The 15,119-nt window shown below is 40.4% G+C and carries 14 protein-coding genes; 2 read left to right on the top strand and 12 right to left on the bottom strand.

Annotation, left to right across the window (positions count from 1 at the left end):
- Positions 1-11 precede the first annotated feature (11 nt).
- Positions 12-440 carry a hypothetical protein gene (locus FOE74_RS15560; RefSeq protein ID WP_149099542.1) on the bottom strand — a complete coding sequence of 143 codons (429 nt, stop codon included), beginning with the start codon at positions 438-440 and terminating at the stop codon, positions 12-14.
- Positions 441-1,033: 593 nt separating this feature from the next.
- On the opposite strand from FOE74_RS15560, the gene FOE74_RS15555 reads away from it, so the two are divergent.
- Positions 1,034-2,332, top strand: coding sequence for a DEAD/DEAH box helicase (locus FOE74_RS15555; protein WP_149099541.1), 1,299 nt, complete (start codon positions 1,034-1,036; stop codon positions 2,330-2,332).
- Between the two features lie 617 nt (positions 2,333-2,949).
- Here the strand turns inward: FOE74_RS15555 and FOE74_RS15550 are convergent.
- A complete protein-coding gene (locus FOE74_RS15550; protein WP_149099540.1) occupies positions 2,950-3,348 on the bottom strand; it encodes an NUDIX hydrolase in 399 nt (132 codons plus the stop codon).
- Positions 3,349-3,695: 347 nt separating this feature from the next.
- On the opposite strand from FOE74_RS15550, the gene FOE74_RS15545 reads away from it, so the two are divergent.
- The gene (locus FOE74_RS15545; RefSeq protein ID WP_062542011.1) at positions 3,696-3,887 is read left to right on the top strand and encodes a cold-shock protein; all 192 of its coding nucleotides are present in this window, start codon (positions 3,696-3,698) and stop codon (positions 3,885-3,887) included.
- 135 nt (positions 3,888-4,022) lie between these two features.
- Here the strand turns inward: FOE74_RS15545 and FOE74_RS21485 are convergent, their stop codons facing one another.
- The 10 genes from FOE74_RS21485 to FOE74_RS15495 all read right to left on the bottom strand — a co-directional run bounded on the left by FOE74_RS21485 (position 4,023) and on the right by FOE74_RS15495 (position 15,108).
- Entirely contained in the window at positions 4,023-4,547 is a 525-nt protein-coding gene (locus FOE74_RS21485; protein ID WP_225840842.1) for a D-arabinono-1,4-lactone oxidase, read from the bottom strand.
- 1,099 nt (positions 4,548-5,646) lie between these two features.
- Positions 5,647-5,880: a hypothetical protein gene (locus tag FOE74_RS15535; protein WP_149099539.1), complete on the bottom strand. Its 234-nt coding sequence runs from the start codon at positions 5,878-5,880 to the stop codon at positions 5,647-5,649.
- Between the two features lie 76 nt (positions 5,881-5,956).
- Entirely contained in the window at positions 5,957-7,231 is a 1,275-nt protein-coding gene (locus FOE74_RS15530; RefSeq protein WP_225840841.1) for a S8 family peptidase, read from the bottom strand.
- 965 nt (positions 7,232-8,196) lie between these two features.
- Positions 8,197-9,621 carry a hypothetical protein gene (locus FOE74_RS15525; protein ID WP_149099538.1) on the bottom strand — a complete coding sequence of 475 codons (1,425 nt, stop codon included), beginning with the start codon at positions 9,619-9,621 and terminating at the stop codon, positions 8,197-8,199.
- 349 nt (positions 9,622-9,970) lie between these two features.
- A complete protein-coding gene (locus FOE74_RS15520) occupies positions 9,971-11,080 on the bottom strand; it encodes a transglutaminase-like domain-containing protein (RefSeq protein ID WP_149099537.1) in 1,110 nt (369 codons plus the stop codon).
- A 63-nt stretch (positions 11,081-11,143) separates the two neighbouring features.
- On the bottom strand, positions 11,144-11,668 hold the full coding sequence (locus FOE74_RS15515) for a hypothetical protein (RefSeq protein WP_149099536.1): 525 nt from the start codon (positions 11,666-11,668) through the stop codon (positions 11,144-11,146).
- Between the two features lie 212 nt (positions 11,669-11,880).
- Positions 11,881-12,510, bottom strand: coding sequence for a response regulator (locus FOE74_RS15510; RefSeq protein ID WP_262713749.1), 630 nt, complete (start codon positions 12,508-12,510; stop codon positions 11,881-11,883).
- 105 nt (positions 12,511-12,615) lie between these two features.
- Positions 12,616-13,389 carry a sensor histidine kinase gene (locus FOE74_RS15505; protein WP_149099534.1) on the bottom strand — a complete coding sequence of 258 codons (774 nt, stop codon included), beginning with the start codon at positions 13,387-13,389 and terminating at the stop codon, positions 12,616-12,618.
- Positions 13,390-13,951: 562 nt separating this feature from the next.
- Positions 13,952-14,563 carry a cupin domain-containing protein gene (locus tag FOE74_RS15500; protein ID WP_149099533.1) on the bottom strand — a complete coding sequence of 204 codons (612 nt, stop codon included), beginning with the start codon at positions 14,561-14,563 and terminating at the stop codon, positions 13,952-13,954.
- Positions 14,560-15,108: an RNA polymerase sigma factor gene (locus FOE74_RS15495; protein ID WP_149099532.1), complete on the bottom strand. Its 549-nt coding sequence runs from the start codon at positions 15,106-15,108 to the stop codon at positions 14,560-14,562. Before FOE74_RS15495 ends, FOE74_RS15500 begins: the two co-directional genes overlap by 4 nt.
- Positions 15,109-15,119: the final 11 nt, after the last annotated feature.

The raw sequence follows: 15,119 nt of genomic DNA, 5'->3' as shown, positions 1-15,119 counted from the left end.
ATTTTGCCAATTTAGGGTTTCTGAGCGGTCTCCAGCTCAGTGACAAATTCTCTGATCTTCTGGTGGCGGCCATTGACCTCATACCATTCTACCTCATGCCTGGGGAGGTAGTCGCCCAGCAGGCCGTGCACTTCCTGCAGAAGCTCCGGTCCTTTGCGGGTCCTGAACACCGGGTTCTTGTAGAAGGCGCTCAGGTACTCTACTTTCACCTGCCCGCCTTCGGTCACCGCCAGTTCCTTCACCTCCACCACCAACTCAGAAGACTTCTGGTTATCTGTGACAATGGTTTTGTACACGCCTTTTTTCTCGTCTTCCAACACGGCCTTGCACCGTTCCTGAAGGTCTTTCAGGGTTTTCTGGAGTTTCAGGTTGGGTCTGATGCGGTGGCCGTAGAGATATCCTAAAAAGCCCGCCAGTATGAATGCGAAGAAGATTGCCATATTTTTGTTTTTTATCTAAAAACGAAGAAACTACTCCATTCTATACGCACGCTGAATTCAAATTGCCAAGGTTCCCCAGCCCAAGGTACCAAATGTTTTCTTTTCCCGTAGGAACCTACCCTGAAATGCCTTTAACTGAGGGTCCTCTTCTGGCTTATGAGTCGTGAAAGGTTCGTGAATATTACTATTTCCAGCCTGTTTTCTGAAAACCCTCTCTAAAACCTATATGCTGCCTCACCCTTCCCAGGCTGAGTTCCGTTACCTGAAGCGTGCCTAGGTACATTTTTCTCCTGCTGAGGAACTGGTTTGCCCTGGGTCTTGGGGTATTACTTTGCCCGCCCAGGTTGGCATCTCATCTTCTTCTGAATAACCTCTCCTCCAGCAGGCAGGCCCCCTTCGAACTAAATCGGGCTTTGCCAGATGATTCCAGCGTATTTTAAAGAAAACAAGCCAAAAGAAGCCGCCGCCGTGGGTACCTGGGCCAGAACGCAGATACATAATCTGCCATTTTAGGGTGGATTACCGGCTATTTCCCCTTCCCGGAAAAGCCTGCGGGAATATTAGCTACCTTTGCAGGATATTTACCATGCAAGATGCTTCAGAATATCCTCCATACCCTCAAGATCACCTCCCTGAACCAGATGCAGGAAGAAACCCTGGCCGCGGCCCAGAAAAGCGATGTGATTCTGCTTTCACCTACTGGTTCTGGCAAGACCCTAGGGTACCTGCTGTCGGTGTTGCCCCGCCTGAAGCCCGAGGTACCGGAAGTGCAGGCCCTGATTTTGGCGCCTTCCCGGGAACTGGCTATGCAGATTGAGCAGGTATTCCGCAGCATGGCCACCGGGCTACGGGTAGATAGCCTCTACGGCGGACACGCTACCAATCCGGAGAAACGGAGCCTGGCTAATCCCCCGGCTTTGTTGATCGGTACGCCGGGCCGCATTGCCTATCATCTGCGGGAAGAGAACTTCGCCACTTCTTCTATCAAGACGCTGGTGCTGGATGAGTTTGATAAATCCCTGGAATATGGTTTCCAGGAAGACATGGCCTACATCATAGGGCAGCTCCAGAACCTGGACAAGCGCCTGCTGGTGTCGGCCACGGCCATGCACCAGGTGCCTTCCTTTACCCGGCTCAAGAACCCGGTGACCGTGAACTTCCTGAAGGACGCCAGCAATGCTCCGGCCTTGCAGGTGAAAACGGTGGAAGTGCAGAAGGGCAACAAGATGCAGGCGTTGCTGGACGTGCTGTGTTCTGTAGGCACGGCCTCCAGCATGGTGTTCTGCAACCAGCGCGAAACAGTAGAGGCGGTCAGCGACTTCCTGCGAAGCAAAGGCCTTCCCCACGGCATTTTCCACGGCGGCCTGGAGCAACCCGACCGGGAGCGCACCCTCATGAAGTTCCGGAACGGCACCTACCGCACCCTGGTCAGCACGGATCTGGCGGCGCGGGGCCTGGACATACCAGAAGTGGAGTTCGTGGTCCATTTCCAGGTGCCCGACCAGGAGAACTTCACCCACCGCAACGGCCGCACCGCCCGCATGAACGCGAAGGGGACCAGCTACCTGCTCCTGCAACCTCAGGAGAAGCCACCGTACCTGTCAGAGGTGCCGCCTCTTGAAAAACTGCCTTCAAACCTGGCCCTGCCCCCTGCCTCTCCCTGGGAGACCGTGTACATTAGCGCGGGCAAAAAGGATAAGGTCAACAAAGTGGACATTGTAGGCTGGATGCTGCAAAAAGGCAACCTGCTGAAAGATGACCTGGGCCGCATTGAACTGCAAGACAACGCTGCCTATGTTGCGGTAGCCAAACAGAAATTAGCCAAAGCGGTACAGCTGCTTCAGAAAGAGAAGCTGAAAGGCAAGAAAGTGAAGATTGAACAGGCGAATTAGAAGAGCCTGTTTAGTAAAGAAACCGCCACTAACTCTTGCCCTTGCTGCGTGTTTTCACCAGCAAGCGGAAAGGCTCCTGCGTCTGGATGGTTGGCCCCTGGGATCACCAACAATGGCGGCTGGGCTGTTTATTTTTGTTCTGTACTAAACAGGTTCGAATTTCCATTTCTTATAAAGTAAAACCCCACCTTTGCTGGTAATTGAAGCCGACAAAGGTGGGGTTATTATTTGGGAGCCATGTCTTTTATTCAATTTCCAAGATACAGGACTGTTTAGGATTGAATATCAAAGGGCAACTAAGCCGCCTTTTTTGGTGTTCCCAGGAGCCAACAAACCCAAAGGAAGGCGCTAATCTGCTTATTGGTGAGAACACCAACAAGGGCAAATAAGATAGAACAGGCGAATTAGTATTTCTTACCTCAAAAATATGAAACCCCGCTCTTGCTGCCGTTAATGGCCAATAAGAGCGGGGTTTATTTGTAAGGCAATAATGATCTCTATGGACCGGAAAGCAAAGCAGTTTGAAATATCAAGGGATTAAACTTTCATATCAATTTTAAGGCTGCTTTTCTAAAAACACCTTCTAAATGGGAAAGCCTGAGATTGAGGGCCTAGCATCAAGACAACAATTTCTCTTCTTTGAGCCAGTCAAAGATGATCTGGTCTACCGGAGACACTTTTTCGCGGTCGGCGTAACCCAACCAGACCACCTCTTCTATTTCATTGGCGGGTTGAATAGTACCCTGGAAGGACCCGGTGTAGCAGGTCATCTTCACTTCTACCCCTTCCGGATGGCTATCGGCCTGGGCCTGGAACGTGCCAAAGTAGTTCACGGTCTCCTCTACCAAGTCCACGTCTAACTCCTCTTTGATTTCTCTGGACAGCGCGGCAAAATCATTTTCGTTTTCCTCGCGTTTGCCTCCCGGTATGTAGTACTTGCTCCGCCCTTTGCTGCGGGTGCTCAGGATTCTCCCGTCATGGATTTCAATCCAGGCTAGTTTATCTATGGTTTTCATGGGAACTGGTATTGGGTACGCGTATGAACTAAATATACTCAATCTTACGGTGCCGTCCCGCCTCTGGCGGCAATATTATTCCACAGAAGGCCTATGATTTGGTTAACCCTTGAAATTTTCTTTTTGGGTCTGATTTAGAGAAAAACAGCTTCAAAATTCAACGTTTCCTCTGTCTTATTCTGTAGCTGGTGAACACGTTATGACCAAATTGGATGGGGCCTTAAGTTTCGTCTACAGCCTATTAAGCCGTTAAAATTTAACGATTTTAAAAATAAATTTTACTTTTTCTAGGATACTTTGAACTTATGGCTACCTTTACGGGTAGTAGATGTATAATAATCAACAATATGAATCAAGGAACAGTAAAATTCTTCAACGACTCTAAAGGGTTCGGTTTTATCAAAGACAACAATTCAAATCAGGAGTACTTCGTACACGTATCTGGATTAGTAGATGAAATCAGAGAAAACGACGAGGTAGTCTATGATCTTCAAGAAGGAAGAAAAGGACTAAACGCCATCAACGTTAAGCGCGCTTAGTCTTTCGCTATAAAGACAAATTACAAAAAAGCCTCTCCGATTGGGAGAGGCTTTTTTTTGTGCCTGCTTTTTGTCTATGGCGATTCTAGCCTATTTCCTGAAAAAGGGACTTTAAACGCTGCTGGCCTGGTTTGGTTAAGTGGTAGAATAAAGGTTCTGGGCTAGGAAGTCATTCCGGAACTTCCCGGTTGGGTCATACCTCTGGATTAACTGCTTGAAGTCTTCCAGCCGCTCATACCGATATTGCAGAACCTTGGGCGACATGGTAAACAATTTGCCCCAGTGCGGCCGCGGATGGAATGGCTCCAGTTTTTCTTCTATCAACGGCAGAAGTGTCATCACTGCTTCTGAATCCTGCTTCCAGGTGAAATGGAACGCGACCGTGGTCTGCCTGTATTGCGGGCTCAGCCACAAGTCATCTGCTTTGATGGTTCTGATCTCAGAGATGAACAGATAAGGGGAAATGAAGGCCTGTAGGCTCTCCAAAGCGATAATTGCTTCATAAGCATGTTCCACCGGCACAAAGTATTCACTCTGCAGTTCTTTCCCGGCGCTAGGCTTGAAGCCCATCTTGAAATGGGGTAATCGGTCATACCAGGGGCCGGGTACGCCCATCTGCTCCGTGGTATTTACCGCCGACTCACTTTTAATGGGGTGCATGTTCTGGGTTGCCAGCCTGGCCCCGAATAACTCTGGTTCTGCCTCACCTGAAAGGCCTTCCTCTACGATACTTTTGATCCAGACTTCGTTTAGGTTCTGGTTTCTCCAATCAGTGAACAAACTGACGCTGTACCCTTACCACATGATCGCCAAAAAAAAATGATATTGCAGCGATCGCAAATGTATATGCCGGTGTACAAATTGCATCATTTTAAAGGAAGGCAGTAGGTCAAGGGTAATCTTGGTCACTACCCCCAAACCTCAAAGTGCCACTACTTCTCCGTTGAACTGTTCTCCAACTTTCTGTCGGAACATAGTCATCGGTTTACCTGCAGCATTGAAAAACTAAATGGCTAAAACGAATTAGCCAAATTTCCGTTTTGAGTGCCTGAACCATGGGTGGCTGTGGCACAAGCCCAACTACAGTGATATGTGATAAGGAGCCATATTAGGCACGGCATAATCTTGTTCCTACAAGATGGTAGCAAGATCACAGTATCGCAAACCTGCTTCTACTGTAAATGTTAGTGCTTGTGTATCAAATGCTACTTCTGAGGCCCGGTTCTGCAATGAAATTAATTCTTCATCACTATCAGCTATTGATTTGGAAGAATGCCTTGAACCTAATGCTCTAACCTTTGAGGATTTCTTAACAAAGGCTTATAATGCTTAAATGATTTAGGCATATGCACTTCCTCTATACCATAGGTGAGATTTCCAGCCCAATTTATGAAATTCTTTGGTGAGAGGAATGTCACTCACATTTTAGCATAAATTCAAATCATTAAAAAAGGATTATATTTAATGCAACTGAAAGGTAGAATAAAAATACAGCTTATATTAATAAAAATAAACTTAAAAAGGAAGCTACATATATGTAACAAAGAAACAATATCAACACCTTATTTAATTATATCTCATTACAGTATAAAAAACAAATTACTAAAATACACATATACTTAAACTTACAGGTTATTTAAAAGTAAAAAAGCCTTATTGTATAATCAATAAGGCTTTTTTACTTTTTATATTATCAAAAAAAATTTACTCTAACCGTATCAAATGATTGAGCTTTCTTGATGAATTGTCAATTCAAGTGCTAAAATATGCCTTGTGTAAAGTATTCTCTCTCTGTGTCAATAATTTTCACCCCTTCAATTTTAGCTTCCCTGATTTTATCCATACTATCAACTATACCAGAAATTGTACCGGTAATCTTTCTTACTTTCTGTATGGAAAAACCTTTTTTCTCCAACCGCTGCACAATCTCATTTAATTGATCCATATGCTCATCATCTATAGAAGCAATAAATTGTATTTTTACTTGATCCATAAGCCCCATAATGAAAATTGAATTTATGATTACCAATGTACACATTAAAACGTTCTCATTGATCAAAAAGTTTAAATTATTTAGCTTGAACCAACCCAGCACCAACATCGCTGCTTGGCAGATTCAACCTCTTAGCATTACCAGTTAGGGCTTGCCAAAGTTGATAAGCAGTAGCTGAGGGATTGGCTTCGGCATACAAGGCTGCAATACCTGCTACATGTGGAGTAGCCATACTAGTACCAGAAATAGTATGAGAGTTTTCTGGAGACTTCCAGCAACTAAAAATATCAACTCCAGGTGCTGCAATATCTACTTGGCCATGATTAGAGAAGTCTGCAACCTTGAACTTGCTGTCAACAGCCCCAACTGCCATTATGGATGGACAGCTCGCCGGATGAGAAACTGGCATAACTCTCCCTCTTTTACGAGCACTATCATTTCCAGCAGCAGCAATGATTAGGGTTCCCTTCGCATTTGCCCTTCTAGCAGCATCCTCATATATCAGAGAATAAGATTGTCCCAAAGATGGAGCGCCTAAAGACATTGAAACAATTTTACAATTATTTTCAACAGCCCACTCAATGCCATCTAGAATACTTCCATCAGTCCCCCTGCCCCCATTTGATAAAACTTTACCCACAAAAATATTAGCTTCATGAGCAATACCATATCTAGATCCTAGATTAGAACGTTTAGAACCCAAAGCAGTCCCAATACAATGAGTGCCATGGCCATTTAAATCTTCAACATCTTCGCCAGGAATGAAAGATCTAGAATCTACTACTCTTCCAATAAAATCTGTATGTCCAGTATAAAAACCTGTGTCTAACACAGCAATTTTAACACCTTTACCAGTATATTTAGAAGCAAGTACATTAGTTGCCAATAGTCCCCAAGTAGATTTTTGATCAGTTAAGGCTTCAATTTGTTCTTGAAAACCTTGACTACCCTGTGCCTTTTCATAAAGTTGTTTAACAGCATCGTAATATCCCTCTAAATATTTTTTGTCCAAACTTTTAATAGCATAAATAACCCTTTCAGGTTCCATAATTATGTCACCATTTGGATTATTTGTCAATAAAGAGGTCATTTGATCTGAGTAAGGCTCTGTTTTAATTAAAGCTACACCCAACTCTTTATAATAAATTCCATTGCTGTCATCAGGAATACTTCCTGACGAAATTGAAGTTTCTTTGAAGTCACTAGTTGAAGCAACATTAAAATTTGCTTTTTTTAACAAGTCCATGTCCTTCTTCTCTGATCCTCCATCTACAAAGGAAACTAAAAACCGACCCGTTGTCTCGCCTCTTTCTGGGATGTTACCAAATTGCATAGTAAAATCATTTTCCATATCTATATAGTTAAATTAAAGAAGATTAATTATAATTTATAAGAAACATCATTTTCACTAATAATCAATAAACAAAAAGCTAGTTTCTATGATGATAAATGCAAATAGATTATTCATAGTTAACCATTGAAAGTTATGCTGATAAAATCAAAATTATATTGACGTAATTCGATTGATTGTAAACAATTTTTTCTTTGTTAATGCTTTACATAAGTTTCATCCTCCTATTCAATATAAACTAATTGTCTGGGAAATACTTCAATTACTGAAATTTTAAAGCTACTTTTATAATCACCATCTTTAGTATCAACAAAAGTATCATCAATCCATAATATAACATTTTTTATTGTTACATTTAGAAATATACCTTTAACAACTAAAGGTAAGCTGGGAGGGAGCAACCAGGCTAATATATAATTTATTATTACAATTTTAATAACAATTACTTAGACAAAATTAAAACTCTTTGATATTATTTTTAGTATGTTCAACTAAATCATTCTTATTTTATGCAAGTGCATAATAATTAATAAATGCAGACCATATGACCCTAAGAATCACAAGTCATCTAGCTGAATTTGGCATCTCATTTTTTTAATACCGATTGATATGCTTTTTAAATCGGAACAGGGACATTGTAATAAAAAAATTAAATGAAACAGGTATCTATACCCTAATAGCCATAGAGGCACCTACTACAATTAAACACTCTTAGGCTTAATTGAAACAATTTCAATCTTTCACCTAAATTCACATTTTCTAATCATGAAAAAGCATACACACTTTTAAAATCCTTTAAAGATTCCGATAATTTAAGTTAAATCAGTACCCATGTTTAAAACTATAAAATAATAAAAATACAAATATCAACTCAGAAGTAACTTTAAACTATTCCATTCTTTACCTTGTACTTCAATAATCGCTAAATAATTTGCTTGACATGGGTACTAAATATGAACTTGAAACTAAAATTTTAATTGGATACTGAAGTAAGGTTTGAACCAATTGAACTCTTGAGTTATATCTTTCTCCAAATCTGCTGTCCCGGGCACAGGGTCACCTATTTTTAATTCGTTAAGCTGTTTTACCCAAGTTGATGCCCACCCGCCCGATAAAGCGATTCTCCGGTCTATGTTAATTCCACCACCAGTAAAAAATGTAGGATAATCAAAATTAGTACCTAGCCCTAGCTGGGCGAAAGGATATAAAGGCCTTATATCCGGCGCAAAATAATTAAAATTAATCATTGCACTTACATTAACTTTCCTAAGCTTCTCTTCGCCTGCATCGGCAATAATGGTGCGCCCATTTGCATCTACTGCTGTACCAAACTTTGGAAAGGTAATATCAGTAAAGGCAACACCTGCGGAAACATCAGGTATAAACCGGAAGAACTTTCTTATTACAAGAATGCTAGTAATTTTATCAGTTTCTTCGGCTTGAACGATTTCAGCTTTTTCTATATCCGTATTATTTAATTTAAATCCCCCTTTACTAATTTCAATTACAGCATATTTAACTTTCCCTCTAATTGCTGTAACTGGTTCAAGTGGGGTATATAACTGTTCACTAGCCCCTATTTTGTTAGCAGTTTCAATGGTAGTTCTTACAAGCAATGACAGCTTGTTCAGATTTTTAAATCGCTTTTCTTGTACAATTCTTTCCAATTCAGCTTCAGATAAAATATTAGTTACTAAAGTTTTCACTGTAAATTCTTGAAACTTCAAAGAGGGTGAACAAGAGAAAATATTAATGGAGTCTCTTAAACTCTGTATTCTTAACTTTATATTTTCATTTTGCTTTATCAATGTTTTTATGTTTTGGTTTATTAAAGATGTATCAGTACTAATTGAATGATTAAATGTTAATGAACTTAATTTATTAAAAATTGAATTAACATTTTTGTTATTGTTATTATCCAATAAATTATTAATTTTTTTAACTCCTTTAATAAGATAATCTGTATAATTATCACAGGCAAGCTGTTCAGGGGTTGGAGTTACTGGAGCTGGTGGAGCTGCTGCAGGTGGAGGAAGAAGGCTTGATAATCCTTTAATTAATTTTCCGAATGCTTCATTGTAATTACTTTCAATTATATCTTCTATTTCAATTATATTAAATTTATTATTAAATTTTAGAGGATTCAATGATTTGATCCATATATTAACAGAAGTATTATCTATCAAAAAAATACTTGAATCTGTTAAAGGATTGAAATCAACAGGAACCTTACCATAGTCGTAAAATAATTTTCCATTATTATATTCTAAAAATATCTTTTCTTGCCTCTTAATTAGTTTCCCGTTTTCTAAAATTTTGTTCACACTTTGTCCCAAAGAATTTAAATTAGTAACTAAAACTATCATTAAAATCAGATAAAGGGTTTTCATTTTTATTTTATTTACTGTTTTACAAAAAAGGAATGCCCTCAAAACTTTCTTAATACATAATTACTAAGGCAGCAGTATGGACACTATCTAAATGCACAATTAGCAAACATATTATCCCTATTGCACTGATATATTAAAAATCACATACTTATACCGCTTAATTAGTAGCCAACTAAGTACAAAAATGGAAGCGCAACTTCTATTCGTTAAGAGCGTTATCGGATAATTTCATTTGTTGATATTGTCATCAAAAGAACTGTTCGGCAAATTGATTAAATGCACTATTAACTTATAATCTTTAGGAAGCTACAGGTTAATTTATAAAGTTGAAAATTGCACATTAACTTAACTAGTAACTGTAACCTGGCCGTTGATTTCCCGGGTAAGTTGGATTGATGATAAAGTCTCCATAAGGATAAAACCTTTGATCACCTGGAACGTCAAGTACTCCCCATGCTAGGCCGCCATAACGCGAATCTCTTGGCGAGGTACCATCCATTACAGTTACATTTAAAGCACCGTTTTTCCTGTAAATTGCCCTATCATCAAAAGCATTCCATAATGCATCCATATGGCGCCAATTGCCATTATCGTTCCATTCAAGGCATGCATGTCCGACATCACCGTTATTCCATATTAAAAATTTTAATGTAGCAGGAATTCCTAAAGCTCTTAAAAGAGTAATTTGGACAACTGCCCATTCATCACATATTCCACGCCATCCATTTTGATTGATTGTTAAATTATCAGAACAAGTAAATTCACTAATATTAGTTATATTACCATCATAAACCATTCTTTGGCGAACACTGACCCAAATTGCAAATGCCCGGTCGGCGGTTGTAGATGCAGTACCTGCCATTTGTCTTGCTAAAGAACTCCATGTTGTTACATGGTGGCATTCATTTTCTTCTAACCAATCACTAGTAGGCTTTGTTTTCTCCTTTGCAATTTCAATTCTTTCACTTTTTTTTAATTTGACCTCATTTACCTTTGTTAGAACTTGTTGAGAATTAATATTAAAGGTTTTAAGCGTAGTATTTGACATTACTTCTACCTCCCAAGATATTTGAGGCTTATCTACTCTAAGATCAACTATTGGCCTTATTGCATGAATATTAGTACTTGATGCTCCTGTTTCTGCTCCTACTATCAGTGCAGCCATACCAGATGGAACCGCTTGCGCTCCATGAATTGTAAGATCAAAATCATCTGTACGTACAAGTTTATTATCTATTATACCTTCATCAATCCGACTTATATCGCGCTGCAACAGAGCAGCAAAAATATTTAGCTTACTTTTAGATTGTACTATAACAGTAATATATCCTTCATCTGACACAGGTGTTTCATGCCAAACATCCCCTCCATAAGTTCCTAACCAATTTAATAATGGTTGGTTATCACTAAGCTCAGGAAACCGTCCTAAAATATGCATTGTATTCACAAAATTGCTCATAATGTGTATTATAAATTTTATTAAACAAAAATGGTAAATAATAATTAATTCATATTCTAAAACCTATCCACCTGGTTTAGTTGGAAGTTTTGATGAGGTTGTTCCGGAGGTTGTTCCGGAGGTTGTTCCGGAGGTTGTTCCAAAATTTAGGCTCGAGCTTCCGGACATAGCGGGGACTAACATATTATCAATAGGACTCATGTTTCGCAACGTCCATCTCGGCACATCCTTGTTTTCTATCAAATTCATTATTTCACACTTTTGATCCTCAAGTATACCAGTGGCCATCAAAAGCTTCAAAGAATTAGCCCGCTCTTCCAGTGAGGTGTCTTCAAGAACTCTCTCCAACAATAAGACATTAAAATATTTACTTTTAAAAATCTGTAAACTATCATCATTTTGATAATTCCACAAACTACTTAGAAAGCTAACAAGTGCAGTAATGATTGTTCCTATTGCAGTTGCTATTGCAGCGAATTTAGCTAGTGATGATGTTGGTAAATCATAAGTTGAAGTTTGCGTTTCTACAAGTCCTGGCGCTCCCGGCGCATTTGGTAGTGAACTTGTAGTTTTAGTGAAAATTTTCATAGGAAGGCTTTATATTTTGTATATAAATGACATAAATAATAGCTTACACTCTAAAGAAAAAATTATTAATATATCCTTTTCTGATTTTATAAATGATATCATTTATAAAATCATTTATATATCTTTTATAAAAAGTGACCATTCTTAAATAAATTAGTTAAAGTTTATATCTTTTAAATCACCAAACTTAATTAAATACACACTTTGGGCATCTAATTTCTTTCATCACCATTTATCTTAGCTATAAGCTCTTTGTATGAATGAATATGTAATTTTTCATAAATATTTTCTAAGTGCTTCCGTACAGTTTTATTCGCAATAAAAAGTTCTTCTGATATCTGCTTTATAGGCAATCCCCGTTTTAAAAATTCCATGACTTCCTTCTCTCGTTTACTTAGAACTTCGAATGCTGCTATAGGTCGTTTAGGGACATGCTTTTCTCCTTTTAAATATGCAAGTACCTGATAAGCTAATGACGGTGAAAGCGGCAAACCACCTTCTAAAACCTCATCAACAGCGTTAAGTAATTGGTGTGGTTTTGCATCTTTTAGTAAATATCCTGTGGCTCCAGCTTGTAGCGCTTCAAATAGCTTCTTCTCATCATCCATAACTGTAAGTATTATTATTTTTATCACTGGGTAAAGTTCTTTTACTCTCCATGTGGCTTCAATACCATCTACTTCAGGCATATTTATATCCATCAGAAGCACTTTTGGTATAGTACCCATGGATAATCTTTGTAGTAAAATTTTCCCATTCTGAACTTCAAACAACACCTCCATCTCTTCGCTAAGCGCCAGCTTATCACGGATGTCTTGCCCTAATTGAACATTGTCTTCCACGATGCCGACGGTTATCTTTTGCATTCAAAGTAGAAATATGATTTGTTCTGCAGATGAAAGGTACAATGAGTAAAGCAGCTTGTAAATACGGCAAATGACGTATTTTTAAGCCCTTATGGGGAGTAAAACCTTGATACAAGTACCTGAATTAGAAGAATCTAGAGTGAACGCGCCTTGTACTTCTTCTGCACGCTTACGCATATTGGTAAGTCCAGAACCATTTTTAGAAGAGAAAGCATCTAAACCTTTACCATTATCTGTGATAGTAAGTGATGCCTCTGTATGAGAAACCTTGAAGATTACAGATACCTCCAATGCACCTGCATATTTTAGGGCATTGTTAGTTCCTTCCTGGGCAATGCGTAACAAGTGATTAGCAATCAAGGGATGGACCTCTAAAGTATCCTCAATAGCCATGAATTGCCATTTAAGACTGGGCAATTTGCGGTCTTCCCAAACCTTGAGTAATAACCCGTGCATTCGCCCTCCCAAAGCTTCTGCTGTAATCTGTTCCTGATCAAGAAGCCAAATGGTTTCTCTGAGGGTATGATTCATCTCGCGGGTGAATTCACTTAAGCGAAGAAGTTGATCTGAATTTGGAACTCTACGGTAGGCTAGCAATTCCAGCCGAGAGTTAAGGTGAGTGAGTTGAGACCCAAATCCATCATGCAAGTCCCGCCCTAGCCTTTGGCGTTGTACATGCAATTCCTTTTTAAATTTTTCTACTTTCAATTCCGCTACCTGTCGTTCATGCTGGGCTTCCAATAGCGATTGCAATTGGGGCCGGTAGGACTCCTGAAACTTTACTTTCTTATTTAAAAATTGCATGCGCTGGTACATCCAAGCTAGGAGGTTTTCCAGCAAATCAGTCATTACCATAAATTTGAAGGTTTATGGTGAGTTTGATTTTGACCTATTCCATCAATGCAAGACGGCCGGAAAAACGAGGAAGACGTTTTCCAATCTGGACGGGTATAAAAGCTTTAGACCAAAGGCTGCTTCAGCTATTGGCCCTTCTACTTTATTGTATTAATTTATAGAATTAATTAACATGAAATAATTCAGTAAATACAAATCCTTCTTTAAGGACATGATTTATAAGCAAGCCTTGCGGCATTTATAAAAACAGAAATATAATCAAATGGATAACTTCAGGTTTGATAAATAAATATTGTTAAGGCAATTTAAAATATTGTTAAGGCAATTTAGACTTAAGACATTATCAATGCAATACCTATTTATAGGTATTCTATTAATTGATTACCAGCAAGATAGGCAATCATTACAATAAAATATATAGGTTTATGTTCCCGTAGAAGTAAATAGAGGGTGGTGATAAGTGTAAGGAGAAGTGGAGATACTTCTCCTTACACTAGCTTGGAAAACGGCAGCAGCATGGCTCAATAATGCTAAGCCTTAAGAAAAGAGATGGAATGCCAACCTACGCCGCTACCCGCTGCAGAATACACTTGCACGGCTCCGCAGACGTCACCTTGAGCATATGCTTCTTATGCAGCGGGATGGCGAAGAAGTCACCGGGCTTCAAAGAATAAACCTCCTCCTCTACTGTGATGTCACACGTGCCTTCCAAAATAAAGAAGCGTTCATGCTCGTCATGGTGCACTTCCTCTTCGGCCATGTCTTTGAGCCAGACAATGGCGGTGGTCACGCTGGGGGTATACCCAATGATCTTTACGTAGATATCTTCGGCCTCTGGGGCCAGTTGCAGGTCTTGCCGGGTCAACCAGGGCGCGAAGTCCTTCACCTTGATGGCCGGCGAAAGTTCTGGGGGCGACGAGACGGGCTCACCGTTCTTCATGCGCTCCATGTAATCTATGGTGGCCAGCACGAGCGGTTTCACCGTGCTTCTTGGTTCCACGGCATGGGCCAGGGCATAGGCCTCTATGCTTTGACGGATGGACTCAATCTCCTGGCGGATCTCAGGGTGCGCGGCCGCCAATGCCTCTACTTCCTGCGTTTCCTCAGGCGTGGTGGCAGCCATGACGTACAGCTCTAAAATCCCGGATTCTATGCAGTCAGTGATGGGGTTCATGCAGTTCTTTCCGCTCCTATGTGTTTAAAGGCCAGTTTGAGGTGGCTTTTCAGTTGTTGTTCAGAGATACCCAAGGCTTCGGCGGCCTGGGCACAGGAATATCCTTTCAGGTAGATCAAATCAATGATGGCTTTCTCCTGAGGTGCCAATTGGCAGAAAGCCTCTTTTACCCGGGCTTCTTCTAATTCTTTTGCACGCCGCTCCTCTTCCTGCCTGGCCCGCTCTTCGGTTCCATTGGTGTGCAACAGGGTACCGTACAGGCCGGTTTTCTGCGCTTCCAGGGCAATTCCCCGCCCAAGGGCCAAAGCCCAGGTCAGGAATCGGGTTTTGGAAGGGTCAAAGATATGGATGCGCGACCAAATGGCCAAGAAGGTTTCCTTCAGGACCTCTTCGGCCACTTCAGACGAAGGTACCATGCGTGAGATCATGCCCATGAGCACCGGTGCGTAGGCGTCATACAATAATCCGAAGGCTTCCTGTTTCCCCAGCCTGATGGCTTCTAACAGCCGCTGTTCACTCTCTCCCCCCATTCTATTTTCTACCATACTCCGCTGAT

The sequence above is a fragment of the Rufibacter glacialis genome (genome assembly GCF_008271745.1).
Lineage (GTDB): Bacteria > Bacteroidota > Bacteroidia > Cytophagales > Hymenobacteraceae > Nibribacter > Nibribacter glacialis.
Note: the sequence above shows the minus strand (reverse complement) of the source record. Positions and strands in the feature narration are given on the sequence as shown.

Excerpts from the sequence above, each read along its gene's own strand:
- FOE74_RS15560 (WP_149099542.1), bottom strand. The coding sequence starts at position 440 with ATGGCAATCTTCTTCGCATTCATACTGGCGGGCTTTTTAGGATATCTC.
- FOE74_RS15555 (WP_149099541.1), top strand. The coding sequence starts at position 1,034 with ATGCTTCAGAATATCCTCCATACCCTCAAGATCACCTCCCTGAACCAG.
- FOE74_RS15550 (WP_149099540.1), bottom strand. The coding sequence starts at position 3,348 with ATGAAAACCATAGATAAACTAGCCTGGATTGAAATCCATGACGGGAGA.
- FOE74_RS15545 (WP_062542011.1), top strand. The coding sequence starts at position 3,696 with ATGAATCAAGGAACAGTAAAATTCTTCAACGACTCTAAAGGGTTCGGT.
- FOE74_RS21485 (WP_225840842.1), bottom strand. The coding sequence starts at position 4,547 with ATGCACCCCATTAAAAGTGAGTCGGCGGTAAATACCACGGAGCAGATG.
- FOE74_RS15535 (WP_149099539.1), bottom strand. The coding sequence starts at position 5,880 with ATGGATCAAGTAAAAATACAATTTATTGCTTCTATAGATGATGAGCAT.
- FOE74_RS15530 (WP_225840841.1), bottom strand. The coding sequence starts at position 7,231 with ATGGAAAATGATTTTACTATGCAATTTGGTAACATCCCAGAAAGAGGC.
- FOE74_RS15525 (WP_149099538.1), bottom strand. The coding sequence starts at position 9,621 with ATGAAAACCCTTTATCTGATTTTAATGATAGTTTTAGTTACTAATTTA.
- FOE74_RS15520 (WP_149099537.1), bottom strand. The coding sequence starts at position 11,080 with ATGAGCAATTTTGTGAATACAATGCATATTTTAGGACGGTTTCCTGAG.
- FOE74_RS15515 (WP_149099536.1), bottom strand. The coding sequence starts at position 11,668 with ATGAAAATTTTCACTAAAACTACAAGTTCACTACCAAATGCGCCGGGA.
- FOE74_RS15505 (WP_149099534.1), bottom strand. The coding sequence starts at position 13,389 with ATGGTAATGACTGATTTGCTGGAAAACCTCCTAGCTTGGATGTACCAG.
- FOE74_RS15500 (WP_149099533.1), bottom strand. The coding sequence starts at position 14,563 with ATGAACCCCATCACTGACTGCATAGAATCCGGGATTTTAGAGCTGTAC.
- FOE74_RS15495 (WP_149099532.1), bottom strand. The coding sequence starts at position 15,108 with ATGGTAGAAAATAGAATGGGGGGAGAGAGTGAACAGCGGCTGTTAGAA.